Consider the following 20,583-nt stretch of genomic DNA (forward strand, 5'->3'; position numbering starts at 1 on the left):
TCCTTCATTCCAAAAAACGTTGTCTCAACAGTTACCGGTGCGGCGACATAATTCTGCCAGGCTCTGCTTTGCCACCCATTGCTGGAGTTTTTGGTCTTCTTCCGAGCGTTTAGCCGCCAGCGCCGCTTGCTGTTGTTTATTCACACAGTTATCCGGCATGACCATAACAACCTCAGGGCTGAATTGCTGCCTGACTTTAGCCAACTCGTTATCCACATTATCGGCGCGAGGATAACCATAGAGAACACTCCGCTCGGCCTCGTCTCTTGCCCAGAATTTGTTATCAATAATGGCGAAATAGCATCCATTCCCGTTGTTCTCTCCCTGGTAGACTGTTTCAATATCGTTGTAATTACCGCTAAGCGGATTCAGCTTTAGTTGACGAATGGTGTGGGTTTTCTTATCGGCCAGGAAAATTGCACCACCGCCACGAGTGCGTAACAGGAACTGTTTTGTCCATGGGTAGTTATCAATCACGCTGGCCTGATAGAGCATGTTGTGCAGCGTGTTGTCATCCATACCATCGGCTGATTTCCAGCCGTCGGCCTGCATGTATTGCCAGGCTTTAACAGTGCCGACGGTGTTTCCAGCGTCAGCCGGAAAAACAGTACCCAGGCAAAGGCAGGCAGCCAACACCGTCGTGGTCAGAAATTTCATGTGGTTATTCCTTCTGAGGTATAAGCCCGTCGTCAGTCGCGACAAGCAATGAGTGGAAAAAGCGAAAGTGAGGTAACGCCTGAAGAAAATCTGTGCGGGACAGGATGTCGCGCACGGCGGTATCCGGGGTAAAGCTGTCGTTGTGGAGCGTGACAGCCCTGATATCGGCAAGTGGAAATGCGGCAACTCGGGCCTGATGCTCGCCTGTCAGATACCACTCGCCTTCACGCAACACCAGACGATAAGGCGCGAGGCCTGTACAGCGGCAACAACTTCCCAGTAGCGTCACCTTCCGGTGTTCCGATATAGCGCTTACCAGCCGGGTGAACACGCCCGAGTCCGGGGATGGCACCAGGGCCGCCCCCTGCCAGATAAGACAGGGGGACTCACCGGGACCGCTCAGCAGTGAACTGACCAGATGGTTATCCATATCAGGAAACAGAGCTTCAACGCCTGACTGACGGGCAAATGTCATTACCGCCAGTTCCCGCTGTCGGCTGCCGGATAACAGACGGCACTGGCCTTTGCGATACTCCAGGTCCAGGTACATCAGCCGTTCACGAAAGTCCCGACGCAGGGTACGAACCGACACACCAAATTCAGTTGCCAGCGTTCGCAAATCCAGCGTTTCACCCGCCACCAGGCGGCTGATAATTAACGACAGCCGGATGGCAAGCCGGTCATGGCGACGTTCAGCTTGAGTCATGAGATTGTTACTCCAGCAGGATAATTGGCTGAAAATAAAACGATTATTGTAATGAGGGGGTGGGACAGGGAATGGACACTCGAAGACGTATTTTTTACGGTTACCGTAATCAACCGTGATGGGGTGTAGAGAGAAAACAGACCAAATTCGATAGCGTATAAAACGTCAAAACGGACAGGGTATGTCCCGGTGATAATGGCAGGTAAACCAGGTCAGAAGAAAATCCAGTCCCAAACGGCACGGGCAACGGAAACCACGACCTCGCGGACGGTACGAATGACCGCTTTTAGTGGCGCGGGGATAAACGATGCCGCTTCCGCAGAATCAAACACCTCTCCCACCGCATCGCCAAAGCCCTCACGCGCCTGCTTTTTTACCGGTTCACTGCATAACCTCCCGTGCAATTGCGTCGCCAATGGGCTGATGGTACGGTCAGGCAGGCTGCGCATCATCGTTTCTACCATTGCAGGCAGATTCCATTCTGTTCTCGCTGAAACGACACATACCGGATAATGCGGTGAAAACAGCTGGCGAATGGACTCCAGCCTGGCCTCAATATTTACCAACTGAGGCAGGGATGGTGCATTGCCGGTGACATACCATTCATGGCATGGCTCGATTTTGTCAGCCTGGTTAACGACAAAAAGCACCCGATGCTGGTGGTCAGACATCACCCGACGGTAGAAACGTTCATCCACGGAAAACGCACGGTCATCAGCTTTAATAACCCACAGAATGAGATCCAAGTCAGGAAGGACTTTGCGATACAGAGATTCATATTCGCTATCCCGTTGCTCACTCTCGCCCACACCGGGTAGGTCTACCAGTATCAGGCTGTGTTCACCGCTGTTCAGTCGTAATCGCAGCACTTCACTGGTGCAGGCGTGGACATCACTTACGGGCGTGACCTCACTTTGGAAAAGCGCATTGCACAGGCTGCTCTTGCCCGCTCCGGTTTTGCCCATAATGCCGATTACCGGTTCGTAGTGTGTGAGCTTTTGAATATGCTCAAGAATGTGTTTACCAATGGCATGGGGGAGCGATGCCAGCGGCTTTTCGATGGCCTGCAGACCTTGTGATTTTTTCATGAAACGACCTCAGACAGAAAAACAAAACCCCCGACCCAAGAAGGCTTCGGAGGAGGGATTCACGGAGATAATATCTGTCTGAAATTTTTTTGAATGCTATTCAAATACCAATGGCTTCGATTGTAGTGATTTTAGAGCGTCGAGCCTTACAGGCTGCTGTATGCCAGTAAGAAGCAGAAATCAAATCATAAAGGGCAATCATCGGGAGGAACTCAGAGAATATGACATTTATGGTATCATCATCGTAGTCTTGAGCGGAGAATGAGTACTTATTAGATGGATAATGAAAAAGCCACAGATCAGTTTGTGCGTGATCTTTTGCGTGACATTGGAGTAACCAAACCATGGGAGCAAGATGGTGGTCCTAAATGGAAACGTGATGCCCTTGCCCGCGCCTCTAAATCAAAAGCAGGAAAGGGGGAAGGTAAACCTGAGTTTGTTTTCGTTGTTGATGACTATATTGTGATTGTTGAAGATAAAAAAGAGGCTCGATTTTCACGATTTATTGAAGATGGCTTAATCACCACTGAGTTTCCATTCAAGCAGGATTATGCACTCAACGGGGCTGTCCACTATGCAAGTGTCATGTTGCATAACGGTGTCCCTCATAAAAAAGGCATCTTTGCTATTGGCATCGGAGGAAATGAGTACCACCATGAGATCGCCGTAGCGTTCGTGGGCCCCGGCCAGATTAAATTGCTCGACGACCTTGATAACCTTGATGTTTTCAGAATGGATTCGATCGGTGAATATCATTCGGTTGCAGTACTTGGAAACAAACCACAGGCAGAAATTCAGCTCGACACAGTGAAGATTGCGGCTTCAAAATTGCATGAAGGAATGCGTAATTTTGGTTCAGTCGAGAATGACCGTAAGGCACCTCTTGTGTCGGCAATCTTACTCGCACTTGAAAAGCCTGGTTTCGATCTCGATGAGCTAAAGGGGTCATACGACCAAGTTTTGCCGGACGATTGGGATGGTGTAAAGATCTATAAAGCTGCGCATGCCTATATGGTTTCGAAGGGATTTGGACCGCAGCAGAAGATAGGCACGCTGCTCGACCAATTTGCATTTATTGAGAAATCACCAGCGCTTAACCGTGTACATAAAGAATTAGGGATGACTCCCCTCAAATGGTTCGCCCAGATTCTCAAAACAGATGTCCAAAAGGTTGTGACAGATCCTTCGATGAGTTCGTTCGACGTACTTGGTAATTTCTACCATGAGTTCATCTCTTATGGCGGTGGTGATGGTAACACGCTTGGTATTGTGCTTACTCCTGAGCATGTAACAGCATTGATGACAGAGCTTATTGACGTCGGTGCTGGTGATTGGGTAATTGACCCAACAGCCGGCACTGCGTCGTTCCTTATCGCGGCAATGCATCGCATGTTTAAAGATGCTCGTGGCGATGAGGATGTGAAAGAGGATATTCGAAAGAATCGGCTTCATGGTGTCGAGCTCCAGGACAAGCTGTTCGCGATCGGAGCTACAAACATGATACTCCGTGGTGACGGCAAAGCGAATTTTCGCCGCGACTCGATTTTTGAGGCTCCGATTCATGAAATGCGTGGGGATAAGCGAGGCAAAGGGGATTGCTGGATACCAGGTCATGGTTTCACAAAAGTATTGCTGAACCCACCCTACTCACAAGCAAAAGACAAGACCACGCGCCATTTATCTGAGCTAGCTTTCATCGAAAGAGCATTGGAATTTTTAAACCCTGGGGGGCGTCTCGCAGCAATCGTTCCGCAGTCGGCTATGGTCGGAAAGACTAAGGAAGACAAGGACCGAAAAGTCTCGCTCCTTAAAAAGCATACTCTTGACTCAGTGATAACAATGAACGGTGAAACTTTCGCCGATTCTGGTGTCGGTGTGCATGCGGTAATTGTGTTATTCACAGCATGGCGACCGCATCCATCAGATGCGAAGGTGAAGTTTATCAATTTCCAGAATGACGGGTATAAAGTTCAGATGCATCGCGGGCTAACGGACGATGGAACTGCGGCTTCGCGACGTAAACATTTGCTTGAAGTACTGAGAGGAGATGCTGTTGATGACACTAAATTTATAGTGCGTTCGGAGATTACAGCTCAGGACGAGTGGCAACATTCTTATTTCTACTTTAATGATCAACCTCCTGCTGTTGAAGACTTCATGAAGACAGTTGCGGATTACGTTGCCTGGCAAGTAGACATGCATGTCCATGGGAATGGTGAACTCATCACACCTTGCAATGGGGGAAATGGAGCGTGAGTACGTTTGATGACTTGGTGTTTGCCCCGGTGTATGTGGTTGACATTGAAGGGCGGCAGCCTGGCTTATTCCGTGCTCATAAAGGAAAGCGGTTAATTGCTGCACATCGAAAACCCGGCAATATCCCATTTGTTGCTGCTTCCAGAGTAAATAATAGTATTACCGATTTCGCAAACACCCCTGTGCTTTTTCCGGGAGGCTGGTTGACTTTAATTTACAATGGTGATGGTGGGACTGGCCACGCTAAGTACCAACCAACTGCATTTAGTGCGTCTGATGATGTAATTGCACTTGAACCACTTTCTGACAAAGCTACTAAAGCCGCTTTACTATTGATTGTGAGTATGCTTACGCATCAATGCGTTCCAAAGTTTGGATTTGGATATAAATTGACGTTGCATCGTCTCGGCCGTCAGAAAATTATGGTTCCAGTAATAGTCAGTACTGATGGAGAGCAAGCAGTTGATTGGGAAGGGATGACACGGTTGGGTGAGAATTTGCTCCGGGTTGCGGAGAAACGAATGGGAGAGGTTATGATTTCCTCCCCTAACGATGGTGACACGTTACAGCATCTTGAATTTAAAGCAAAACTTATTACCGACGTTTTTGGAACGATGAAAGCATCATCGGCTAGTTACGACAAGTCGAAGTTAGTTCATGCCGGTAAAGGAAGGTACCCGTTTGTATCTCGAACCCGCGAAAATAATGGAATTGATGGTATATGTGTTCGTCAGGCGAAGGAACCAGAGCCTGGAAATGCCATAACGATTGGTCTTGACACACAAACAGTTGCTTATCAGCCGGTGGCATTCTATACGAGCCAGAATATACAAGTGCTCCGGCATGAATGTATGAATGCCGACAATGGCTTAATTTTATTAGCGTTGATAAATCAGCAAATGGGTAAGTTCAGTTGGGGAGGAAACGGTGCTACGTTAGGGCGCCTAGCAAAGACCCGTATCATGGTCCCTGTTATGACGGATGCTGACGGTAAAGAGGTTGTGGATTGGGATGGAATGAGTCGTTATGGACATGCGCTACGTGTGCGGATAGAACGTAAAACGAATGATGTGTATAAAAATTAGTAACGCCGACTGAATGCCACAGTTCATCGAGATGTTTTCATCGGCACCATCTCCGTTCAGGGGAGTGTTTATCATGCCGAAATTCTGTTTCTGAATGGAGCAGGATTTCGGGTCAGGGTCATTTGTTTACTGTTTAATTGCTCGTTGCGCCACCGTGCTGCAAACTCTGATGGCGTCTGATAATTCAGCGCTGAGTGTGGACGGCATTCGTTATAATCCTGCCGCCAGCCATTAATGATTTTCTTGGCGTGAACAGTATCGCTGAACTAGTACTCATTCAAAGAATCATCGTGAAAGAGGCCATTAAAACCCTCTATGAATCCGTTCTGAGTAGGCTTGCCCGGCTGGATAAGACGCAGCTCCACGCCATGCTCATAAGCCCACTGGTCAAGCGCTTTGCCTCCAGCCAGATCGATTCGTCTCGCAGCCGAATAGCCACGAAACAGCTCAATGTTGTCCAGAATACGCGAGAGCTGAACACCCGAAATCCCGAAAGCGGCGGTGAGCGTCAGGCACTACATGGTGAAATCACTCACACAGGTTAGGCATTTAACACGGCTGCTGCTGGCGAGTGCATCCATAACAAAATGCATCGATTAGGTAAGGTTCGGCGCATCCGGACGCCGAAGCGAATACACTTCATTGGTCAGACCATTACGATACGGTCTGCGTTTTACACTCAGGCCGCTCAGACGATACCCGCATAACTTCCATCACACCTTACAGAAAGGTAGCACTGGCAACTGGTGCGCTACTCAATTTATATATCATAAGTAAATTATCAGCGCTGTAGACCATAAAGAATCACGAAGAAAACGTTTGTTTTTTCTGCAATATGAGAGTCAAACTCACTGTAAAATCCCTGCCAATTCAGTTAGCATAACTGATATTTTTTCATAAAAGAAAATGCAATAAGGAAAATCTGAATGCTCAGAAGGTTCCGGTTAGAGCGGAAGTCTGATTATGAAAAGCTGGTGATTGCTCAGCGTCTGGCGGACATGCTTGAGAAATTCTTAAGTGGTAGGCTGGCGCCTCTGTCGATTGGTGCTGAACAAGGTGACATTGACGAGTGGGACGATGTGGTAATCATGCACACCACAGACCACTATGAGCATTTACAGATTAAGCGCCAGTCGACTGACTTTTGTACCAAAGATCCTGATAAAGCTGTACAACTCGCTAAAAAACCCAGAAAAGGTTCCTCGCCCACCTCCCCGACTAATTCCGTTTTAGACTCGGCGTTTTCCAGTCTTGCCAGAATCGCGAAAGCGGGAAAACTTGATGAATCTCCCAACCGTGAGTTCAGACTCACCCTCGTGGGTCTGCATCTGCAGATAAAAGATAATTTTTCAGTCAATAATTTAGAAGAAGTCTGTGATCTTTGTCGCCAAAAAGGACTCAGTATAGAGGAATTAGCTAAGCGTCAGGATGGCCCAACCACGAGGGCTTATCAATGGCTAACAACTTGGTGTGGATTTGAAGACTGGAGCCAAATACGCAATGTCCTTCGCCGGGTTCAAATCAGTTGTATCGGTAACGATGCGACATTAAAAGATCGGACAATTCACTCGCTTGGCCGTTACTTCAGCGATCCGAAACGTACACTGGACCGCTTAATTACCTATATCGCGGCAGAGACATCTGACGTAGCAGCCTTGGGATGCCATGACGTCGTTCAGGAGCTGCGAAGTGAACTCCGCCCTGATGTTGAAACTTGGGCGCAGTATCAGTTAAGCGACGGTTCTACAATGGCCAGCAAATCTTGGTCATTAGCCGGAACGCTTGATCTTGCCGGTCCAACAGCAAGGTCCGCAAAAGGAGTCGTTGAGCACATGTGGAGTAGTGAGCCAGGCAACCGCAAGCTCAGAGTTTATGCCAATTACTCGTCCCCAACAGGAGATAATCTGACTCTTCTTACTGCCATCGTGCGTATGGCTTTGCACTTACCCCAAGGCAGTCATGGACTAATGTTAGGTGAACCAGCTTGGCGCAGTAGCGTTGGTCATGAAATCGGCCACACACTTGGCTGTGCAGAACACGACTTCAGCGACCTACCTTGGCTTGAAAATGCCGAACGTCTAGTGTGTGCGCAGGATCATGAGTTTAAGACGTTAAGTGCAGCCCGAGGAGAAGCAGAAGCGCTGGCTGAAGCCATGGACGATGTGCTGTGGCAACGCCTCCTTCAAGGGGTTTCAGCAAAGCTAGGCTCAATCTCAGATTCGGCGCTAGCGGATGCAATGGAGACAGTCTGGCAGTCATGGTTGATAGGGTTCACAGCTGCACCTGAAAGCCGCCGAAAATTCATGGATCAGCTTCTGTATCCGAAAACTGAGAGAAAAAATGAAAAACATGCGCTTCGCTTGGGTCTTCGTACTTTAAATCTCCTCGTTACTGCTGTTGAAACCTTATTGCTGGTTGCAGTGGGTTTCCCAGAGGGCAGCAATAACTGGGAATATTTTCAGGAAGGTGGCCCAGTGTTGAACATTGCTCTTAAGTACTGGTCTGGCCCTGTCGGTGGTTTTTCGGGAGTGCGTGAGCTTTCTGACGATCCTTTAATAGCCGTTATCGGCCCTGATCCAGACCCCATTGTTATCTTGTCTGGTGTGAGTACATCACCAACAGAGTTATTAAATATAGGAATGGCTGACGACGCCGAGACTGTGACCAGTATGGCAGCGGAGCGTCAACCGCACCTGCTCGTCACCCGGTCTGGTATGTTTCGTCATCTACAAAACGGGACGCTTAACTCCGTTCGCCAACATTTCGCTAAGCAATGGCAAGATCGGAAATTCGCTCGTGAATCGGCCATTGAGAAGAATACGAAAGGATCCTGAAATGCCGACAATCCAAGAACTCGTTACCGCTATAACGAAGCGTGCTGAAGGTCGCTATGACGTTCATTTGCAAGATGTGGATAGAATGGTTTCACCCTCAATTGATTTAGGCATTACTACAATACAGCTCAAACGTAGTAATCGGGAAAATGCCGGATGGCGGACAGTGTTGATCACTGCATTCCCTAGTGATCGGGATAATATTCAGAGTGCTTTCAGGTGGGCCGCTGATATCCGGGACATCCTTGCAGAGCCTCAGACGGCAGACCTTTACATGTTCATGCTCATCGACGGAATTGAGTCAGAAGATGCTGCCCGCTTAGAAACGGACGACCGTTTCTGCAGAAAGGTGGTGCTCAGAGAGCGGGAAGATATCGACTCCTTCCTTGATCGGAGTTTTCTGGCGTCGTTAACACCTGCGAAAGGCGGGAATGATATCAGCGATCCTCTGCTAGCGTCTCTGAACTCGATGTGTCTGGCGCACACTTGGGTAGAGCCTCACCTTGAAACATGGCGAGAATTGCTGCTCTCTGAGAAATCTGGCGATGAAATTGTTAACTCCCTGAAGGATATGGCGTTTGGAGAGAAGGACTTCCAATGAAACAACTTAAATCTATTACTCTCTCAAACATCCGCCGATACGGTGCTGACACCAAAATTGAGCTCAGTGGCGGTGCAACCATTCTACTGGCCCCTAACGGCACAGGGAAAACGGCCTTCTTCGAAGCGATCGAATTCAGTCTCACGGGTAATATTTCTCGTCTAGGTGAGAATCTCTCACCCATTATCCGGGACAGCCAGACAGTCGCTAAGGTGATCCTAGATTTTGGGGATGTACAAGCTTCTGCACAGGTAAGCAACGAGGGTGACGTCGAAAGGACTGGTGATTTAAGCTCTCTTTTTCCGGATACAAACCCGGAGGACATCCCCTTTTTACTAAGACTTACCCACTTACTGGATCAGCGCGAGGCACAATGGCTGGTAAAAGCGGATGCAAAAGTTGCGGGCGCTCAGCTGGCTCGCTTGCCAATCGGTAAAGATGGAACCCTAGTTAGTAATGCTCTTGGCGGCATTCGCCGCGTTCTCACTGAGAAGCTAAAGCAAGCAAAGGGAGCCCTTGAGGCGCTGGAAGCTGAGTTTGCGGAATGGCAAAGCCTGATTCTTGATCGTGACCAAGCCGCATCACAATCTCAGGGTGCCTTGCGCAGCAAAGAAAACATTGCAGAATCAATCTCAGACATCGCTCGCAATACTCAGAGCGCAGAACAATTGCCAGTAGGTTTACTGGTTCCGCCAGTGGGTATCAGCAATCTGGAAACAATGCACGATGCATTAGAGCAAACAGTACAAGCAAAGTTGAGCCGTCTTCGCGAACAGATTGCAGCACTTACGGAAGTGGATGGACTAATTGGCCGGTTCGTTTCTGAGCAAGCGCGTTCTGAGCAGCTTGGCAATGCACTTATAACTGCTAAAGAGGAGCTGACACAAAAACAACAGGAGCGATCTCAGCTAGTTGATAAAAAAGATAAATTCCAGGAGAAACTCGTCACAGCTGAAGCTGAACGTGATTTGATTATACAGCAGCTTAACCGGCTCAATAGTGAGGCGCGAACCAAAGAGGCCTTCGAACAACGTAAGCTTGACTTGGCGTCAGCTGACAAAGCGTTGGACGACGCCCAATCTGTGGCATCAACCTTGCGACACGCATATGAGGGGAGCGAACAGCTCCGTATTGAACACGAACTTATAAGTAAACAGCGTAAGTCTCTGCAACTTGTAGATAGTGAACTACTTGCCGCTCATCAACTTATCAAGCGCTGGGAAGACATTCTTCAACATATTGCGACCATCACCGACTCGGTTAGCGATGAGGAAATTCAGGAGCGTGTACTTCAGGAGCGTCTTCATACCGCGAACTCGTTAAAGGCATCAGCTGAAACAGATGAGCTTTCAGTGAAGCAGTTTCATGAAATGCTCACGTCTACTGCTGACTCGATAAGGCAATCCGTAGCCTCCATTGCAGCACATTTACCAGAGGATCGCGGGGACTGCCCTTTATGCGGAGTGGAACACGGCGCTGTCGTTCTTCATGAACGCATTACCAAATCATTAGAGGCTATAGATCCCAAAGTTATCGAAGCAGAACAGCGGGTCAAAACAGCATCCGATCACTTGCGTAAATGCACAGAAACAGTGACGCATGCCGAAACAGAATTAAAAATGTGCCAGAGTAAAATTGTTGAACTGCGAGGCGATATAGTTCGCTCAGTAGCGGATATTAATCAACTCAAAACAAACATTCTTCTTGACGGAGATAGTGTACAACTAGCGAAAGCATCTATCCAACATCGTGAAGAATCAAATGCTTCAGCGAAACAGCAGCTTGACGAAAAACAGCATAACCTTTCCCCCTTACCAACACCTGAAATATTGGAAGCGTCTAAAAACGCGTACCAAAGGGCAACTCGCGAACTGGATACTGCGCGGCAGAATCGGGCCGGAGCCTTGGCTAGTCTTGAACAAACAACCGCTGCGCTAGCTGCAATAACAGCAGGTGCACTCCCTTCAAAAACGCTGGCTGATTTATCCACTGAGCAAAACAAAAATACGATTCAACTCTCTGAATTAAAATCGCAAATTGAAGCTGAGCAGTCTGCACTGTATAGACAGAATATCCCCTTAACTGAGGCTAATAATAAGATAACTGGCCTCGAAAAGCAGATCACTGACGCACAGGCTCAGTTATCCTCAATCCGATATTCATGGAGACAACTGTCCTTCCCTGGCGATCCCGCACTCGAAGTGGCGAGCAGTAAAGAGATTCAACTGCAGTCATCCGTTGCTGACCTATCCCGACATTCAGAACAATTGCAAACACTAAAAATTGAGATTGGTACCTGGAGCAAGCTTGAACAGACTCGTTTGGCACAAGGGCTTATAGATCGTCGCCGAGGAACATCATCGGAGGGGGAATTTGCTACGAGTCTTAACCAGCGAATTGATAACGAAAGAACAAATCAGATGCAGTTGCTGCAATTATCTGAAGCGATGGAGACGCTCAATCGTTGCCTATCTGCTGAGATATCGAATGTACAAAAACATGTGCTCTCTGTCGTTCCAAGGTGGCAGGCTTTGCTCAAACGCGTAGTCAGAGAACCGCGCTTTACTGGCACCAGTTTGGGTTTTCGTAGTATCTACAGAAAGGAACATGCTGAAGTATCTGTTCCGTTACATGGGGAGTCAGTACCGGTTCCGGCGATAGCGAGCGAAGCTCAGCTTACTGATTTACAGCTTACCTTCTTGCTCTCCATGGCACTGGAACACCAGTGGTCCTCATGGCGCTGCCTACTTCTGGATGACCCGACACAGCATCACGACCTGGTCCACGCAGCATCCGTATTCGATTTATTGCGTGATTACATAGTTGATCATGGTTTCCAGGTTGTAATTGCAACGCATGATGCTCTTCAGGCCCGATATTTCATGCGCAAACTGCAAAATGACGGAATTGATGCACGGCTGTGGTCGCTCATTCCAACTCCTGAGGGGGTTAAGGCATCGGAGATGCAGATAGCCTAATAACATTGTGCCAGCTGATAAAACACGGCTGCGGGACGAACCTCTGAGGCTTGGCGACCGGGATCTGCTTGCAGGCTATAACGTCATGCTAGGGCTTCGAAATGATAATGAAGATCAAATGTCGCACACAATGCGGATGAAGGTGGGGAAATTGCGGGGAAGGGATTTTGACGAAGAGTGATGCGATAAATCATTAGAGGGCTTATGGAAACAGCTATTTTAGTTGAGAACGGGATCAGGAGAATCATCACGCTCGATCAATACGCCAATTTGATATCGGGTAAAGAGAAGAAATCCTGGCCGGAGCTTTGCTGTATTGTTTGTGACAAATCGGTTCACCAAAAGGGGCTTCTTGTTGCAAGTGAGGATTTTACACCACGCTTTAGCCACGCAAAAAAAGAACCTAGTGAGGAGTTTTGCCCTTTAGGGTCAGAGTCGAAGAGATTTTACGCACTGGATCGCAATGAAAAATCGCTATCGTTGGTAGAAGCACATTTAAGGCGTGAGCGATTCATGGAGCCTGCAACCTTTCTGGGCTCTTATCTGATTTGTCGGCACCTTCGTGGTGGGCAAGGCCAGCTCACGCTTAAGGAATTTACCCGTATGGTCGAAGTGGCTGACAGCATCGGGATGTGGCGACATACCTGGCTACCAGAGTGGAGCATACCCCTTATGCTAATGCTGATGGCAAATCACGAAACTCGCAACGGGCAGCACCAGTTTTACTATCGGATCAAAAGGATAAACCGGACTCAACAAGCTAGTTGGGATCCTGCGAATGTGCACCTGATCGCATGTTGGCTGAAGGGCGGAACTCAGATAACCGGTGGTAAGAAAAAGAGCAGTTTTCCCCTCATCATCCCGTTATCAGAAAGTTATGTGAATGGAATCACAAAGTTGACAGAACGCGATGCCACGACGTGGACTCAGGAGGAACGCTTTGCCCGTTCAATTGAGCGGTACAGAGTTGGTCTTCTCAACAATCAGCAATTGCAGGATGAATAATTACCCGATGCACTTCAGGTATATATCATAATCTCATATCGCTTGTGAATAATTCATTGGCTTATGGGCATCGTTTTTTTCATGTAAATTGCATTCAATCTTGTGCCTTACAAACATGCGATAGGGGCCCGCCCCCGATATAAAAAAGGGCTACTAATGCAGAGAAGGCCAGAGGTCAGCTATCGTGCAATATGGTCATTAAATAATTAAGGAGTTTCAGACATTGTATAAATTCTATCATGTAGATATGGGCGCTCGATTACGGCAGGGCATGACAATTGAGCTATCAGAGCAAACTACTTCTGTATTTGGTCACGTGTACTGGAAACAATTTCGCCACGTTGGTATTAAACAATTCCCTTCACAGCAAATAGTCCCCCCTCAAACTAACTTGCTGGGAAACGAAGCCTACAGAGAATTCTGGCTGGAATTTTTCAGAATAGGTAACCCTGAATTGAAATGTCTGGAATTGCCCTCTCGCCTCAATTCTTTTTTTGTTGTTGAGTCCATCGAAGATGCCCACAGGTATATCACTCGTAGCAATCTGGGGAAAGATTTACCAATCTTTGAAGTTCACTCGCAGGAGCCAGGAGCTAAATTCGATATGACATGGCTGGATCAGCAATTCCCACGAGATTATCAACAGTTCGGCTACTACTATCTCCGCTACTGGAAAGGGTTACGAATGGATGAAGACCGTTATCTGGCTGCCCACGAAACACGAGGCTCACTCATGGAAGTGTTGCTGAGTTCGACAATAACAATCGGTCAAAGGGTTACTTAATCGCTGGTGTGCTGACGTAAAAAGGCCTTCCCACGCAGAGAAGGCCTTTTAAGACTGCTATTTCCGGCTACAGCCGAAGTTCCTTTCACCCTTTTCGTAAATTTTACTATCAAGCTTGGTCAGGTAATCCAAGCGTACAAACAGCATGCCATAGTTATAGAGATAGTCAGGTGAATTTTTGTCCAGAATATATTTGCAGTTCTCAGGAAAATGAACCAGCCCTGGGTAGTCATCCAGTTCCAGTCCTAATGCACTGTACCAGGCTTTGGTGATCATCCCTTTCAACGAGTCTTCACTCTTGTCGTCTCCTAAATAATAATACGCCTGCTTGTTAAACACCAGGCAGGTATGGAAGTGGCATTTCCCGGACTTACTGAATTCTTTGGCCCACATACTACGTAAGGTATTAGGATGAACCCTGACTCCGTTACGCTCCCTGCGCCGCTCGCTGGCTTCCAGTATCTCATTCGATGAGTTAATGAACCGGGATATTGCTCCTGGTTCGCAATTGTGGAAGCAGCAAACTGTATCTTCAAGGTTAGGGGGATAATGAAGATCAACACGCAAAGCCATGATGCTGCTAAATTCATTGTTCGCGTTTTCAATTACTTCGATCATTTGATCAAGATTATCTTCGTTGTGTAATCCGTGTGTCCCTCTGTACGTTTTCATAATATATATACCTGTGTAATTGATCCTACGGTCTATAAGGGACCGTATTCGTTATCACCAGACAGGCAGGGCTATACTTACTCAAGATTAGGAGTATATACTGGCATCAGATCTTAGTATGGACACTGATTATTAATAGTACCCTTAGTTATCCATTAATTAGTTGCAAGGGTATGCAGCCATTATAATACCATTTCCTACATCTAAATTTGAGATGAAGTAAGCCCCAGCCTGTGATGACTGTTTAAAAGTTACTCTGCAATTAGCTTGCTGAATTAACCGATAATTCCGTTTCTCCAATTTCGTTTAACTGTGGATAAGCTGACTCCTAATTCTCTTGCTACCTCTGATTGTTTATACCCTTTCAACTTGAGTGTGTAGATACTGAGTTTATGCTGACTGCCTTCTTTTCGTCCAAGCGGTTTCTTGATTCTCCTATGCTTACTTCTGCTTGATTTAAGATTCTGAATATCTATCCCTGTTTGTACCGATATTAGAAAAGACATACAGCTTTCAGCAGATGGTTCAATTCTGCTATAGGGATGATAACAGTAAACGTTGATATCTTTCTTGAAGCAAGAAAATAGCGTATCCAACACATCATCAATAGTATCTCCCAGACTGTTTAAATCTGTCAGAACGAGTGTGTCTCCTTTGCCTATTTTGTTTATGAGTTCTTTTAATATTCGCCGCTCATACCCAGCAATCTCAATTGCCACATTTCCCTCTGAAATTGCAAACTCCTTATTGATCTCTAGGTAGGAAGGGTGTTTCTTTATTTCTCTTGCTTCTTGTGAGTTTTTGCATAACTGATAGTGGAAAAAGTTCACATCTATGATCTCCGTGACAAAGGTGAGTGCATGCAGAGCATATGCTCCTCACTTTTCTTATTGCAAATAATTATCATTTTCATAGTGGCTAGCCTAAACCCACTAATAGTAATGTCGATTTTTAATAAGTTGGGTGTCATTAATTATTTTTTCACACCTCTGTAAAAGGATTGATGACAATAATCACTTTTTCATTTCTACGGTGATCTGATACCTCATCTTCTTGAATGATTGGAACCATGACTGCCAGTTCATTGGTGTGATAAATGTTTATCCAGCAAACATAAGGAGAATTTGAATAAATTTCTTTGCGTTTTAAAACATCTCTGACACCATGAATGATAAGGTCGGAAATAGGTAGGAGCACTATATTATTAAAGTCAAAAAAATAACCATTCCACGAAGTCTTTTTAATGAGTATTGTGTTGGAATACCCTTTGACGTTAGGACCATTTTTATCAACGATACGATCGGTTTTAATGTGAATGGCTCCTCTCATTCGGTAAGTATCGACAAAGCCTTCAAGCTGTTCCTCTATGATTTTTTTCTCGCCTTTGCTCATTGTCCCATTACTGGTGTTATGCCGATAATGTTCAAAGCTGGGTATGTTAAGTTGGCTTTTGATATGGCTTTTCCAGCCCGCCAAAAAAAATTCCTCACGAGTGATTTCTGGTATGCCTCGTATGGAGGATAAATGTGCATCCATCGTTTGATTTAATAAAAGCTCTCTGAGTTTTTTCACTTCATTATTGTGATGGCTAACTCGACTCGCAAAGGGGCGATACGCATACATTACGTAATCAAAAGCAGCGGAGCGCGATATATTTAAAGCGGTTCCAATCATGTCAGCCGTTTCTATTGATACATCGCTGATATTCAGGGATGTTATTTTCTTTGCCATGTGAATTCCAGAGTTGTCAGGGTTCGATAAAAGGAGAGCTATTCTGCATCTGTTGATGCAGAATAGCCGCCTGATTCATGTGTTTACAGATTTCCTCGCACAGAAAATGTAGCAATAAATTCTGCGACTTCATTACGTAACCAATAATGGCGACCATTGATTTTTTTTGGTCGAGGCAATCCTTCAGGTAATCTATCCTGGCAAAGCCATTTGCGAATGGTTTGGGATTTATAGCTAATGATTTTAGCTAACTCAGTTGTTGAAATGAGTTGTGGCTGGGTGGTGTCTGAGAGTTCGAATGCGTTCATTTTGCCACCTCATTGTTTAAGATATGGGCAAAGAAAGCATTGGGTTGTATTAATTTTTGAAGGGGTTTTTTGAAAGAAGCTACTTTGAGCGAGGGGGAAACAGTTTCAGGATCGGGGTCACTACCATCACTTGAATCTGACGATGAAGAGTTTTTTGCTGATTTTGTCCCACATCGATGAGATCTTGATGCCTGGGCTTTGCAAGGCATAAGACGTGCAACAACATTATGCAGCGTAATGTTGCGCATTCTTTTCCTGAGCAATGAACATTTTGCTTTGGCGTGCGCCACTGATTTATCAAAACCACACTTCACGTCTTTCAAATGCTTGATGACTTGTTCCCAAGATACTGAGATTTTATCAGCCTGATAAGGTTCTGTTGAATGCAAATCCCATCGAGTTCTGATCGCCTCCTGGCTGATTACAGTGGATTCAATACTTGAATCTATCATCATGTTTATCTCCTGTTTAAAAAGTGGTTATGAAGGATACGGTTGGAATTCTTACCTGAAAATCCATTTCTGTCAATTCACTCATGCAAAATGTAACCATTTGATTTTTAATTAAATCAACGCAGATCGACACTGTTTTTTTCGCGAATTGCTGCTTGTTTTAAGATCCATGTCTCAATCTTTTCATGCCATTTTCTCAAAAGGTCTAGCGGGCGTCGGCGGTAATGCTTTTCCGCAAGGGCGCTCGGTTTGTGCCCCATGATTTGAGCTACAACACCTGTTGGTACTTCCACCCATTCTGATAGTGTTCCAAAGCTTCGACGTAAGCCGTGTAAACTGATATGGGGTAAATTTGCCTGCTCTAATGCCTGGTTATGTGCCTTTCGGGGCTCGACAATTTTCCCAGTCTTACTTTTACTGGTGAAGACCCAGCGATCTTCACTAACATCACTTTTTGACGTTCTAGCAAGTTCAGACAGAATAGTTGAGACATAAGGTGTCAGTGGGATAATACGTTCGCCCTCAACCTTATCCTTGATCCGCATGCTGGACCATTTGAAATCAATATCGGTCCAACGTAGAGATGCTATTTCCTCTCGCCGTGCCCCTGTGAGCAAAAGAACCTGGAGATAGATTGAAATCACAGGATTGCTTAACCGTCTTACTTCAGTGAACCAACTCTTCAACTGCTCTTTCTGAAGGCAGTCATCTGCTTTACTGGCAGATACTGGCACCATTTTTTTGACATTACGGTCTTGGGTGAGGTCAACAGGTATAATCCCCTGAAACTGCTTGTGGTCCTCGACCCACTTCAAAAATGTTCGAAGGATACGGTATGAGTTGGCTGTGACCGTCGGGCGGGTTTGTCTCTCTCTTGTTAGCCACTCAGTAATGAGCACTGTGGAGATTTCTGATAAAGGTAAATCAAGGAAACATGCTAATGGTGCGGCAATAGTTACACCATCACCTATCTTTCTAGCCTTTCCCCCACGATCCGATAGCCTGATATGGTCCGCAAGGTAGCGTGGTGAGTAAGGGCGTTTAGTTTTGGCGCTGATGCCCGTTTTTAGTTCTTTGAGATATTCTTCCCTGGCAGCAGAGAAGATAACTTTCCCTCTGCGTGATTCGGCCTGTTGTGATTCTACGGCAGCAATTTTCTCTGCCTTAGCAATGCGGGGATCGATCCCTGTATCAATAAGCATCTGAAGTCTTCGTGCTTCAGTACGTGCATCATCAATTTTCCAGTCGCTAATCTTGCCAATCGTCATGCGCAGAGTTTTCCCCAGAAATACACTCTGGAAGATAAATGCTTTTGTTCCTTTAGTTGCACGGCAGGCCAGCATTGTTACGTCTGAATCCCAAAGAAACTCTTGCGATTTACCTTCAGATAGTTCAAATCTACGCAATCGTTCAAAGGTGAGTTTTTGTCTCGAAGACGCCATTTGTAGCTCCTTATTGAATACTTACACCAGATGCTAATGTAACGGCTGGTGTAAGTAAATTGAGGGTATAAAGATCAACGCCCATCAATTTCCGTCAATGAGATTTTTTGTTTATACTGTTGTTTTAATTAAAATATTATAAATACAATGCGATTATTTAGAGGCTTGGAAGCCTATTACCTTCGCACTTCTAAGCCGTAGGTCACAGGTTCGAATCCTGTAGGGCGTACCATCTTTTCTTCTGTTGTTGTCTCCTCAAGTCTACAAATCCCCAGCAACACCCGTGAACACTGATTATCTGGTTCGCTGACGTCTGAAGTGTCGCATCTGAAGCTATCCAAAGTTCAGCTACCGGGATGCCAGCGTTATCAGCAGAAGACATTAAAGCTCGCAGGGCATAATCCATGCGAACTTATTATCTATGGCAGCTTTTCTGCAAAGGAAAAATTTTAGCGTGGCCGGACATTCTGAGTATAGGGTGACGGTTTCACATGCGAAATATCGACCGTCTCACGCGCTTTGCTCAAATCATATGTTGCCTGCATTGATAACCAAAGGCTGGCGGCGATACCTAGACCTACTTCAAGCCGCAATGCCATTTCCGGGCTAATCGCTGTTTTACCTGCGGCGACCTTGCTAAGTGCAGAAGGCGAAACGCCTAAATCTTTTGCCAGCGAGCGGAGGCTAACGTCGTAGTCTTCAAGATACTCCGTAATCAGGCCACCTGGGTGTGGGGGGGTGAACATAGTCATCAGTGATAATCCTCCAGATTCAATATATAGGCGTCACCGTCTCTGAACTCAAAAGTGATCCGCCAGTTTGCACGCACGGTTATTGAATAAAGATTCTGTTTGTCACCTTTCAACGGATGAAATTTGAAGCCAGGATAATGTTTGAAATCATCCGTTGTTGTCGCTTCATCGAGTACCAATAACCGCAGCTTGATGCGTTCAGCATCTTTAGCCTGTACCCCGCTGGTGTCATCTCTCTCATAAAGCTTTTGTAGTCCCTTGTGCTTCCAGCTTTTTATCACGAGTCCTTCTCCCTGTTTCCTGACGGGAAACAGAATATCATATGTTTCCCGACAAGCAACACTACAAGCTGATAAATTGTTCAGAAAATGTTCTCGCCACCCATTATTGAGGTCATAACTTTTGTTACCGTGTAGTGGGGTGTCTGTTTTATTTACGATCACAGCCTACCAAAAGAAATGGGGGCACATTTGGGGGCATGGATCGAAATTAAAATAGAGATTTTGATTAAAAATCAATAGATTAAAATTTAATATTCAATCCTGTAGAGCTTTCCTGCCCGTTATCACTTTGCCCGCAGCAGTTGCGCCTGGCTGCTTTCCGATGTGCTGTGGTGGGGACGTAATCCACCTACTGCTAAGGACGTCAACAACCCTTACAGCCGCAAATCGGCCTGGCAGTCTCACTGTGCAATTACACGCAAAATCGCCTTATCAACGAAAAGAAATTAATTTGCGTGGATTTGCGCACAAAGTATTGCAGCATCTTAAACGCTGTCGCGGCGGCTCTAATTAAAGACTAATTCGGAGCAATAGAAATGACTCAGAAAAAAATTACTGCCTTAGCTGGCAGCGGCCAGATTCACCCTGAAGCCAGCCAGAAAGAAATTTGTATCCAGTACAAGCAGGAGTCTCGAATCGATTCACGAGTATTCGCGAAGCGTATTGGGGTTAAGCACAAAAACCTATATGCGCTGATTCAAAAGCATAATTCAGAGTTACGCCAGTTGGGTACGCTTCCGTTTCAAATGGAGACGTGCTCGCAGGCCACAGGTTCAACGATCACCAAATATGTTCCTTTAAACAGTGACCAGTTTGATTACATATGCCGCTTAGTTCGTGGGCGTAATTCTGAGCGTATTGGACTGACCCCACCCCGGTAGACGATCCTGCCCTACAGTTTGGACTGACCCCACCCCGGTAGACGATCCTGCCCTACAGTTTGAGCATAGG

Annotated in this window: 19 protein-coding genes and 2 pseudogenes; 9 read left to right on the forward strand and 12 right to left on the reverse strand. The window is 46.2% G+C overall.

The window, feature by feature from the left end; all coding sequences use genetic code 11:
* Nucleotides 1-24 precede the first annotated feature (24 nt).
* The 3 genes from NG42_RS11005 to NG42_RS11015 all read right to left on the reverse strand — a co-directional run bounded on the left by NG42_RS11005 (nucleotide 25) and on the right by NG42_RS11015 (nucleotide 2,451).
* Nucleotides 25-657, reverse strand: a complete 633-nt coding sequence (locus NG42_RS11005) for a hypothetical protein (RefSeq protein ID WP_052899369.1) — start codon at nucleotides 655-657, stop codon at nucleotides 25-27.
* A gap of 4 nt (nucleotides 658-661) precedes the next feature.
* Nucleotides 662-1,363, reverse strand: coding sequence for a WYL domain-containing protein (locus NG42_RS11010; RefSeq protein ID WP_052899370.1), 702 nt, complete (start codon nucleotides 1,361-1,363; stop codon nucleotides 662-664).
* Nucleotides 1,364-1,575: 212 nt separating this feature from the next.
* Nucleotides 1,576-2,451, reverse strand: a complete 876-nt coding sequence (locus tag NG42_RS11015; RefSeq protein WP_052899371.1) for a GTPase family protein — start codon at nucleotides 2,449-2,451, stop codon at nucleotides 1,576-1,578.
* Between the two features lie 276 nt (nucleotides 2,452-2,727).
* On the opposite strand from NG42_RS11015, the gene NG42_RS11020 reads away from it, so the two are divergent.
* Both NG42_RS11020 and NG42_RS23130 read left to right on the forward strand, forming a co-directional pair.
* A complete protein-coding gene (locus NG42_RS11020; RefSeq protein WP_052899372.1) occupies nucleotides 2,728-4,707 on the forward strand; it encodes an HsdM family class I SAM-dependent methyltransferase in 1,980 nt (659 codons plus the stop codon).
* A complete protein-coding gene (locus NG42_RS23130) occupies nucleotides 4,704-5,792 on the forward strand; it encodes a restriction endonuclease subunit S (RefSeq protein ID WP_053115698.1) in 1,089 nt (362 codons plus the stop codon). The genes NG42_RS11020 and NG42_RS23130 overlap by 4 nt, the downstream gene beginning before the upstream one ends.
* 71 nt (nucleotides 5,793-5,863) lie before the next feature.
* Here NG42_RS23130 and NG42_RS21990 read toward each other — a convergent pair.
* Nucleotides 5,864-6,490: pseudogene (locus NG42_RS21990) on the reverse strand (integrase core domain-containing protein); the annotation flags it as partial.
* Between the two features lie 228 nt (nucleotides 6,491-6,718).
* Between NG42_RS21990 and NG42_RS11035 the strand changes: the two are divergent.
* The 5 genes from NG42_RS11035 to NG42_RS11055 all read left to right on the forward strand — a co-directional run bounded on the left by NG42_RS11035 (nucleotide 6,719) and on the right by NG42_RS11055 (nucleotide 13,994).
* On the forward strand, nucleotides 6,719-8,626 hold the full coding sequence (locus NG42_RS11035; RefSeq protein WP_052899374.1) for an ABC-three component system protein: 1,908 nt from the start codon (nucleotides 6,719-6,721) through the stop codon (nucleotides 8,624-8,626).
* A 1-nt stretch (nucleotide 8,627) separates the two neighbouring features.
* Nucleotides 8,628-9,227 carry an ABC-three component system middle component 1 gene (locus NG42_RS11040; protein ID WP_052899375.1) on the forward strand — a complete coding sequence of 200 codons (600 nt, stop codon included), beginning with the start codon at nucleotides 8,628-8,630 and terminating at the stop codon, nucleotides 9,225-9,227.
* Nucleotides 9,224-12,205 carry an AAA family ATPase gene (locus NG42_RS11045; protein ID WP_053115699.1) on the forward strand — a complete coding sequence of 994 codons (2,982 nt, stop codon included), beginning with the start codon at nucleotides 9,224-9,226 and terminating at the stop codon, nucleotides 12,203-12,205. The genes NG42_RS11040 and NG42_RS11045 overlap by 4 nt, the downstream gene beginning before the upstream one ends.
* Nucleotides 12,206-12,409: 204 nt before the next feature.
* A complete protein-coding gene (locus tag NG42_RS11050) occupies nucleotides 12,410-13,210 on the forward strand; it encodes a hypothetical protein (protein ID WP_052899376.1) in 801 nt (266 codons plus the stop codon).
* A gap of 223 nt (nucleotides 13,211-13,433) precedes the next feature.
* A complete protein-coding gene (locus tag NG42_RS11055) occupies nucleotides 13,434-13,994 on the forward strand; it encodes a hypothetical protein (RefSeq protein ID WP_156322035.1) in 561 nt (186 codons plus the stop codon).
* Between the two features lie 57 nt (nucleotides 13,995-14,051).
* Here NG42_RS11055 and NG42_RS11060 read toward each other — a convergent pair whose 3' ends face one another.
* The 8 genes from NG42_RS11060 to NG42_RS11085 form a co-directional block, all read right to left on the reverse strand.
* The gene (locus tag NG42_RS11060) at nucleotides 14,052-14,666 is read right to left on the reverse strand and encodes an inovirus Gp2 family protein (RefSeq protein ID WP_052899378.1); all 615 of its coding nucleotides are present in this window, start codon (nucleotides 14,664-14,666) and stop codon (nucleotides 14,052-14,054) included.
* A 275-nt stretch (nucleotides 14,667-14,941) separates the two neighbouring features.
* A complete protein-coding gene (locus tag NG42_RS11065; protein ID WP_053115700.1) occupies nucleotides 14,942-15,496 on the reverse strand; it encodes a recombinase family protein in 555 nt (184 codons plus the stop codon).
* A gap of 151 nt (nucleotides 15,497-15,647) precedes the next feature.
* Complete coding sequence (locus NG42_RS11070; RefSeq protein WP_053115701.1) at nucleotides 15,648-16,397, reverse strand: hypothetical protein; 750 nt, start codon at nucleotides 16,395-16,397, stop codon at nucleotides 15,648-15,650.
* Nucleotides 16,398-16,480: 83 nt separating this feature from the next.
* Nucleotides 16,481-16,705, reverse strand: coding sequence for a helix-turn-helix transcriptional regulator (locus NG42_RS21995; RefSeq protein WP_072133191.1), 225 nt, complete (start codon nucleotides 16,703-16,705; stop codon nucleotides 16,481-16,483).
* Nucleotides 16,702-17,160 (reverse strand): hypothetical protein, encoded by a 459-nt coding sequence (locus NG42_RS22000; RefSeq protein ID WP_082203873.1) that lies wholly within the window; start codon nucleotides 17,158-17,160, stop codon nucleotides 16,702-16,704. The genes NG42_RS21995 and NG42_RS22000 overlap by 4 nt, the downstream gene beginning before the upstream one ends.
* A gap of 113 nt (nucleotides 17,161-17,273) precedes the next feature.
* The gene (locus tag NG42_RS11075) at nucleotides 17,274-18,599 is read right to left on the reverse strand and encodes a tyrosine-type recombinase/integrase (protein WP_052899380.1); all 1,326 of its coding nucleotides are present in this window, start codon (nucleotides 18,597-18,599) and stop codon (nucleotides 17,274-17,276) included.
* Nucleotides 18,600-19,048: 449 nt separating this feature from the next.
* Nucleotides 19,049-19,351 (reverse strand): HigA family addiction module antitoxin, encoded by a 303-nt coding sequence (locus NG42_RS11080; RefSeq protein WP_052899381.1) that lies wholly within the window; start codon nucleotides 19,349-19,351, stop codon nucleotides 19,049-19,051.
* Nucleotides 19,351-19,632: a type II toxin-antitoxin system RelE/ParE family toxin gene (locus tag NG42_RS11085; protein WP_052899382.1), complete on the reverse strand. Its 282-nt coding sequence runs from the start codon at nucleotides 19,630-19,632 to the stop codon at nucleotides 19,351-19,353. The genes NG42_RS11080 and NG42_RS11085 overlap by 1 nt, the downstream gene beginning before the upstream one ends.
* Nucleotides 19,633-19,902: 270 nt before the next feature.
* Here NG42_RS11085 and NG42_RS23500 point away from each other — a divergent pair.
* Together NG42_RS23500 and NG42_RS11090 are read left to right on the forward strand one after the other, a co-directional pair.
* Nucleotides 19,903-20,082, forward strand: a pseudogene (locus NG42_RS23500) (hypothetical protein); the annotation flags it as partial.
* 86 nt (nucleotides 20,083-20,168) lie between these two features.
* A complete protein-coding gene (locus NG42_RS11090) occupies nucleotides 20,169-20,513 on the forward strand; it encodes a Rha family transcriptional regulator (protein ID WP_053115702.1) in 345 nt (114 codons plus the stop codon).
* Nucleotides 20,514-20,583 lie beyond the last annotated feature (70 nt).

Origin of the sequence: Winslowiella iniecta, from assembly GCF_001267535.1 — a bacterium.
Lineage (GTDB): Bacteria > Pseudomonadota > Gammaproteobacteria > Enterobacterales > Enterobacteriaceae > Erwinia > Erwinia iniecta.

What these genes read in the sequence shown, in the direction of transcription:
- NG42_RS11005 (WP_052899369.1), bottom strand. Translation starts at nt 657, where the DNA reads ATGAAATTTCTGACCACGACGGTGTTGGCTGCCTGCCTTTGCCTGGGT.
- NG42_RS11010 (WP_052899370.1), bottom strand. Translation starts at nt 1,363, where the DNA reads ATGACTCAAGCTGAACGTCGCCATGACCGGCTTGCCATCCGGCTGTCG.
- NG42_RS11015 (WP_052899371.1), bottom strand. Translation starts at nt 2,451, where the DNA reads ATGAAAAAATCACAAGGTCTGCAGGCCATCGAAAAGCCGCTGGCATCG.
- NG42_RS11020 (WP_052899372.1), top strand. Translation starts at nt 2,728, where the DNA reads ATGGATAATGAAAAAGCCACAGATCAGTTTGTGCGTGATCTTTTGCGT.
- NG42_RS11035 (WP_052899374.1), top strand. Translation starts at nt 6,719, where the DNA reads ATGCTCAGAAGGTTCCGGTTAGAGCGGAAGTCTGATTATGAAAAGCTG.
- NG42_RS11040 (WP_052899375.1), top strand. Translation starts at nt 8,628, where the DNA reads ATGCCGACAATCCAAGAACTCGTTACCGCTATAACGAAGCGTGCTGAA.
- NG42_RS11045 (WP_053115699.1), top strand. Translation starts at nt 9,224, where the DNA reads ATGAAACAACTTAAATCTATTACTCTCTCAAACATCCGCCGATACGGT.
- NG42_RS11050 (WP_052899376.1), top strand. Translation starts at nt 12,410, where the DNA reads ATGGAAACAGCTATTTTAGTTGAGAACGGGATCAGGAGAATCATCACG.
- NG42_RS11060 (WP_052899378.1), bottom strand. Translation starts at nt 14,666, where the DNA reads ATGAAAACGTACAGAGGGACACACGGATTACACAACGAAGATAATCTT.
- NG42_RS11070 (WP_053115701.1), bottom strand. Translation starts at nt 16,397, where the DNA reads ATGGCAAAGAAAATAACATCCCTGAATATCAGCGATGTATCAATAGAA.
- NG42_RS21995 (WP_072133191.1), bottom strand. Translation starts at nt 16,705, where the DNA reads ATGAACGCATTCGAACTCTCAGACACCACCCAGCCACAACTCATTTCA.
- NG42_RS22000 (WP_082203873.1), bottom strand. Translation starts at nt 17,160, where the DNA reads ATGATGATAGATTCAAGTATTGAATCCACTGTAATCAGCCAGGAGGCG.
- NG42_RS11075 (WP_052899380.1), bottom strand. Translation starts at nt 18,599, where the DNA reads ATGGCGTCTTCGAGACAAAAACTCACCTTTGAACGATTGCGTAGATTT.
- NG42_RS11080 (WP_052899381.1), bottom strand. Translation starts at nt 19,351, where the DNA reads ATGACTATGTTCACCCCCCCACACCCAGGTGGCCTGATTACGGAGTAT.
- NG42_RS11090 (WP_053115702.1), top strand. Translation starts at nt 20,169, where the DNA reads ATGACTCAGAAAAAAATTACTGCCTTAGCTGGCAGCGGCCAGATTCAC.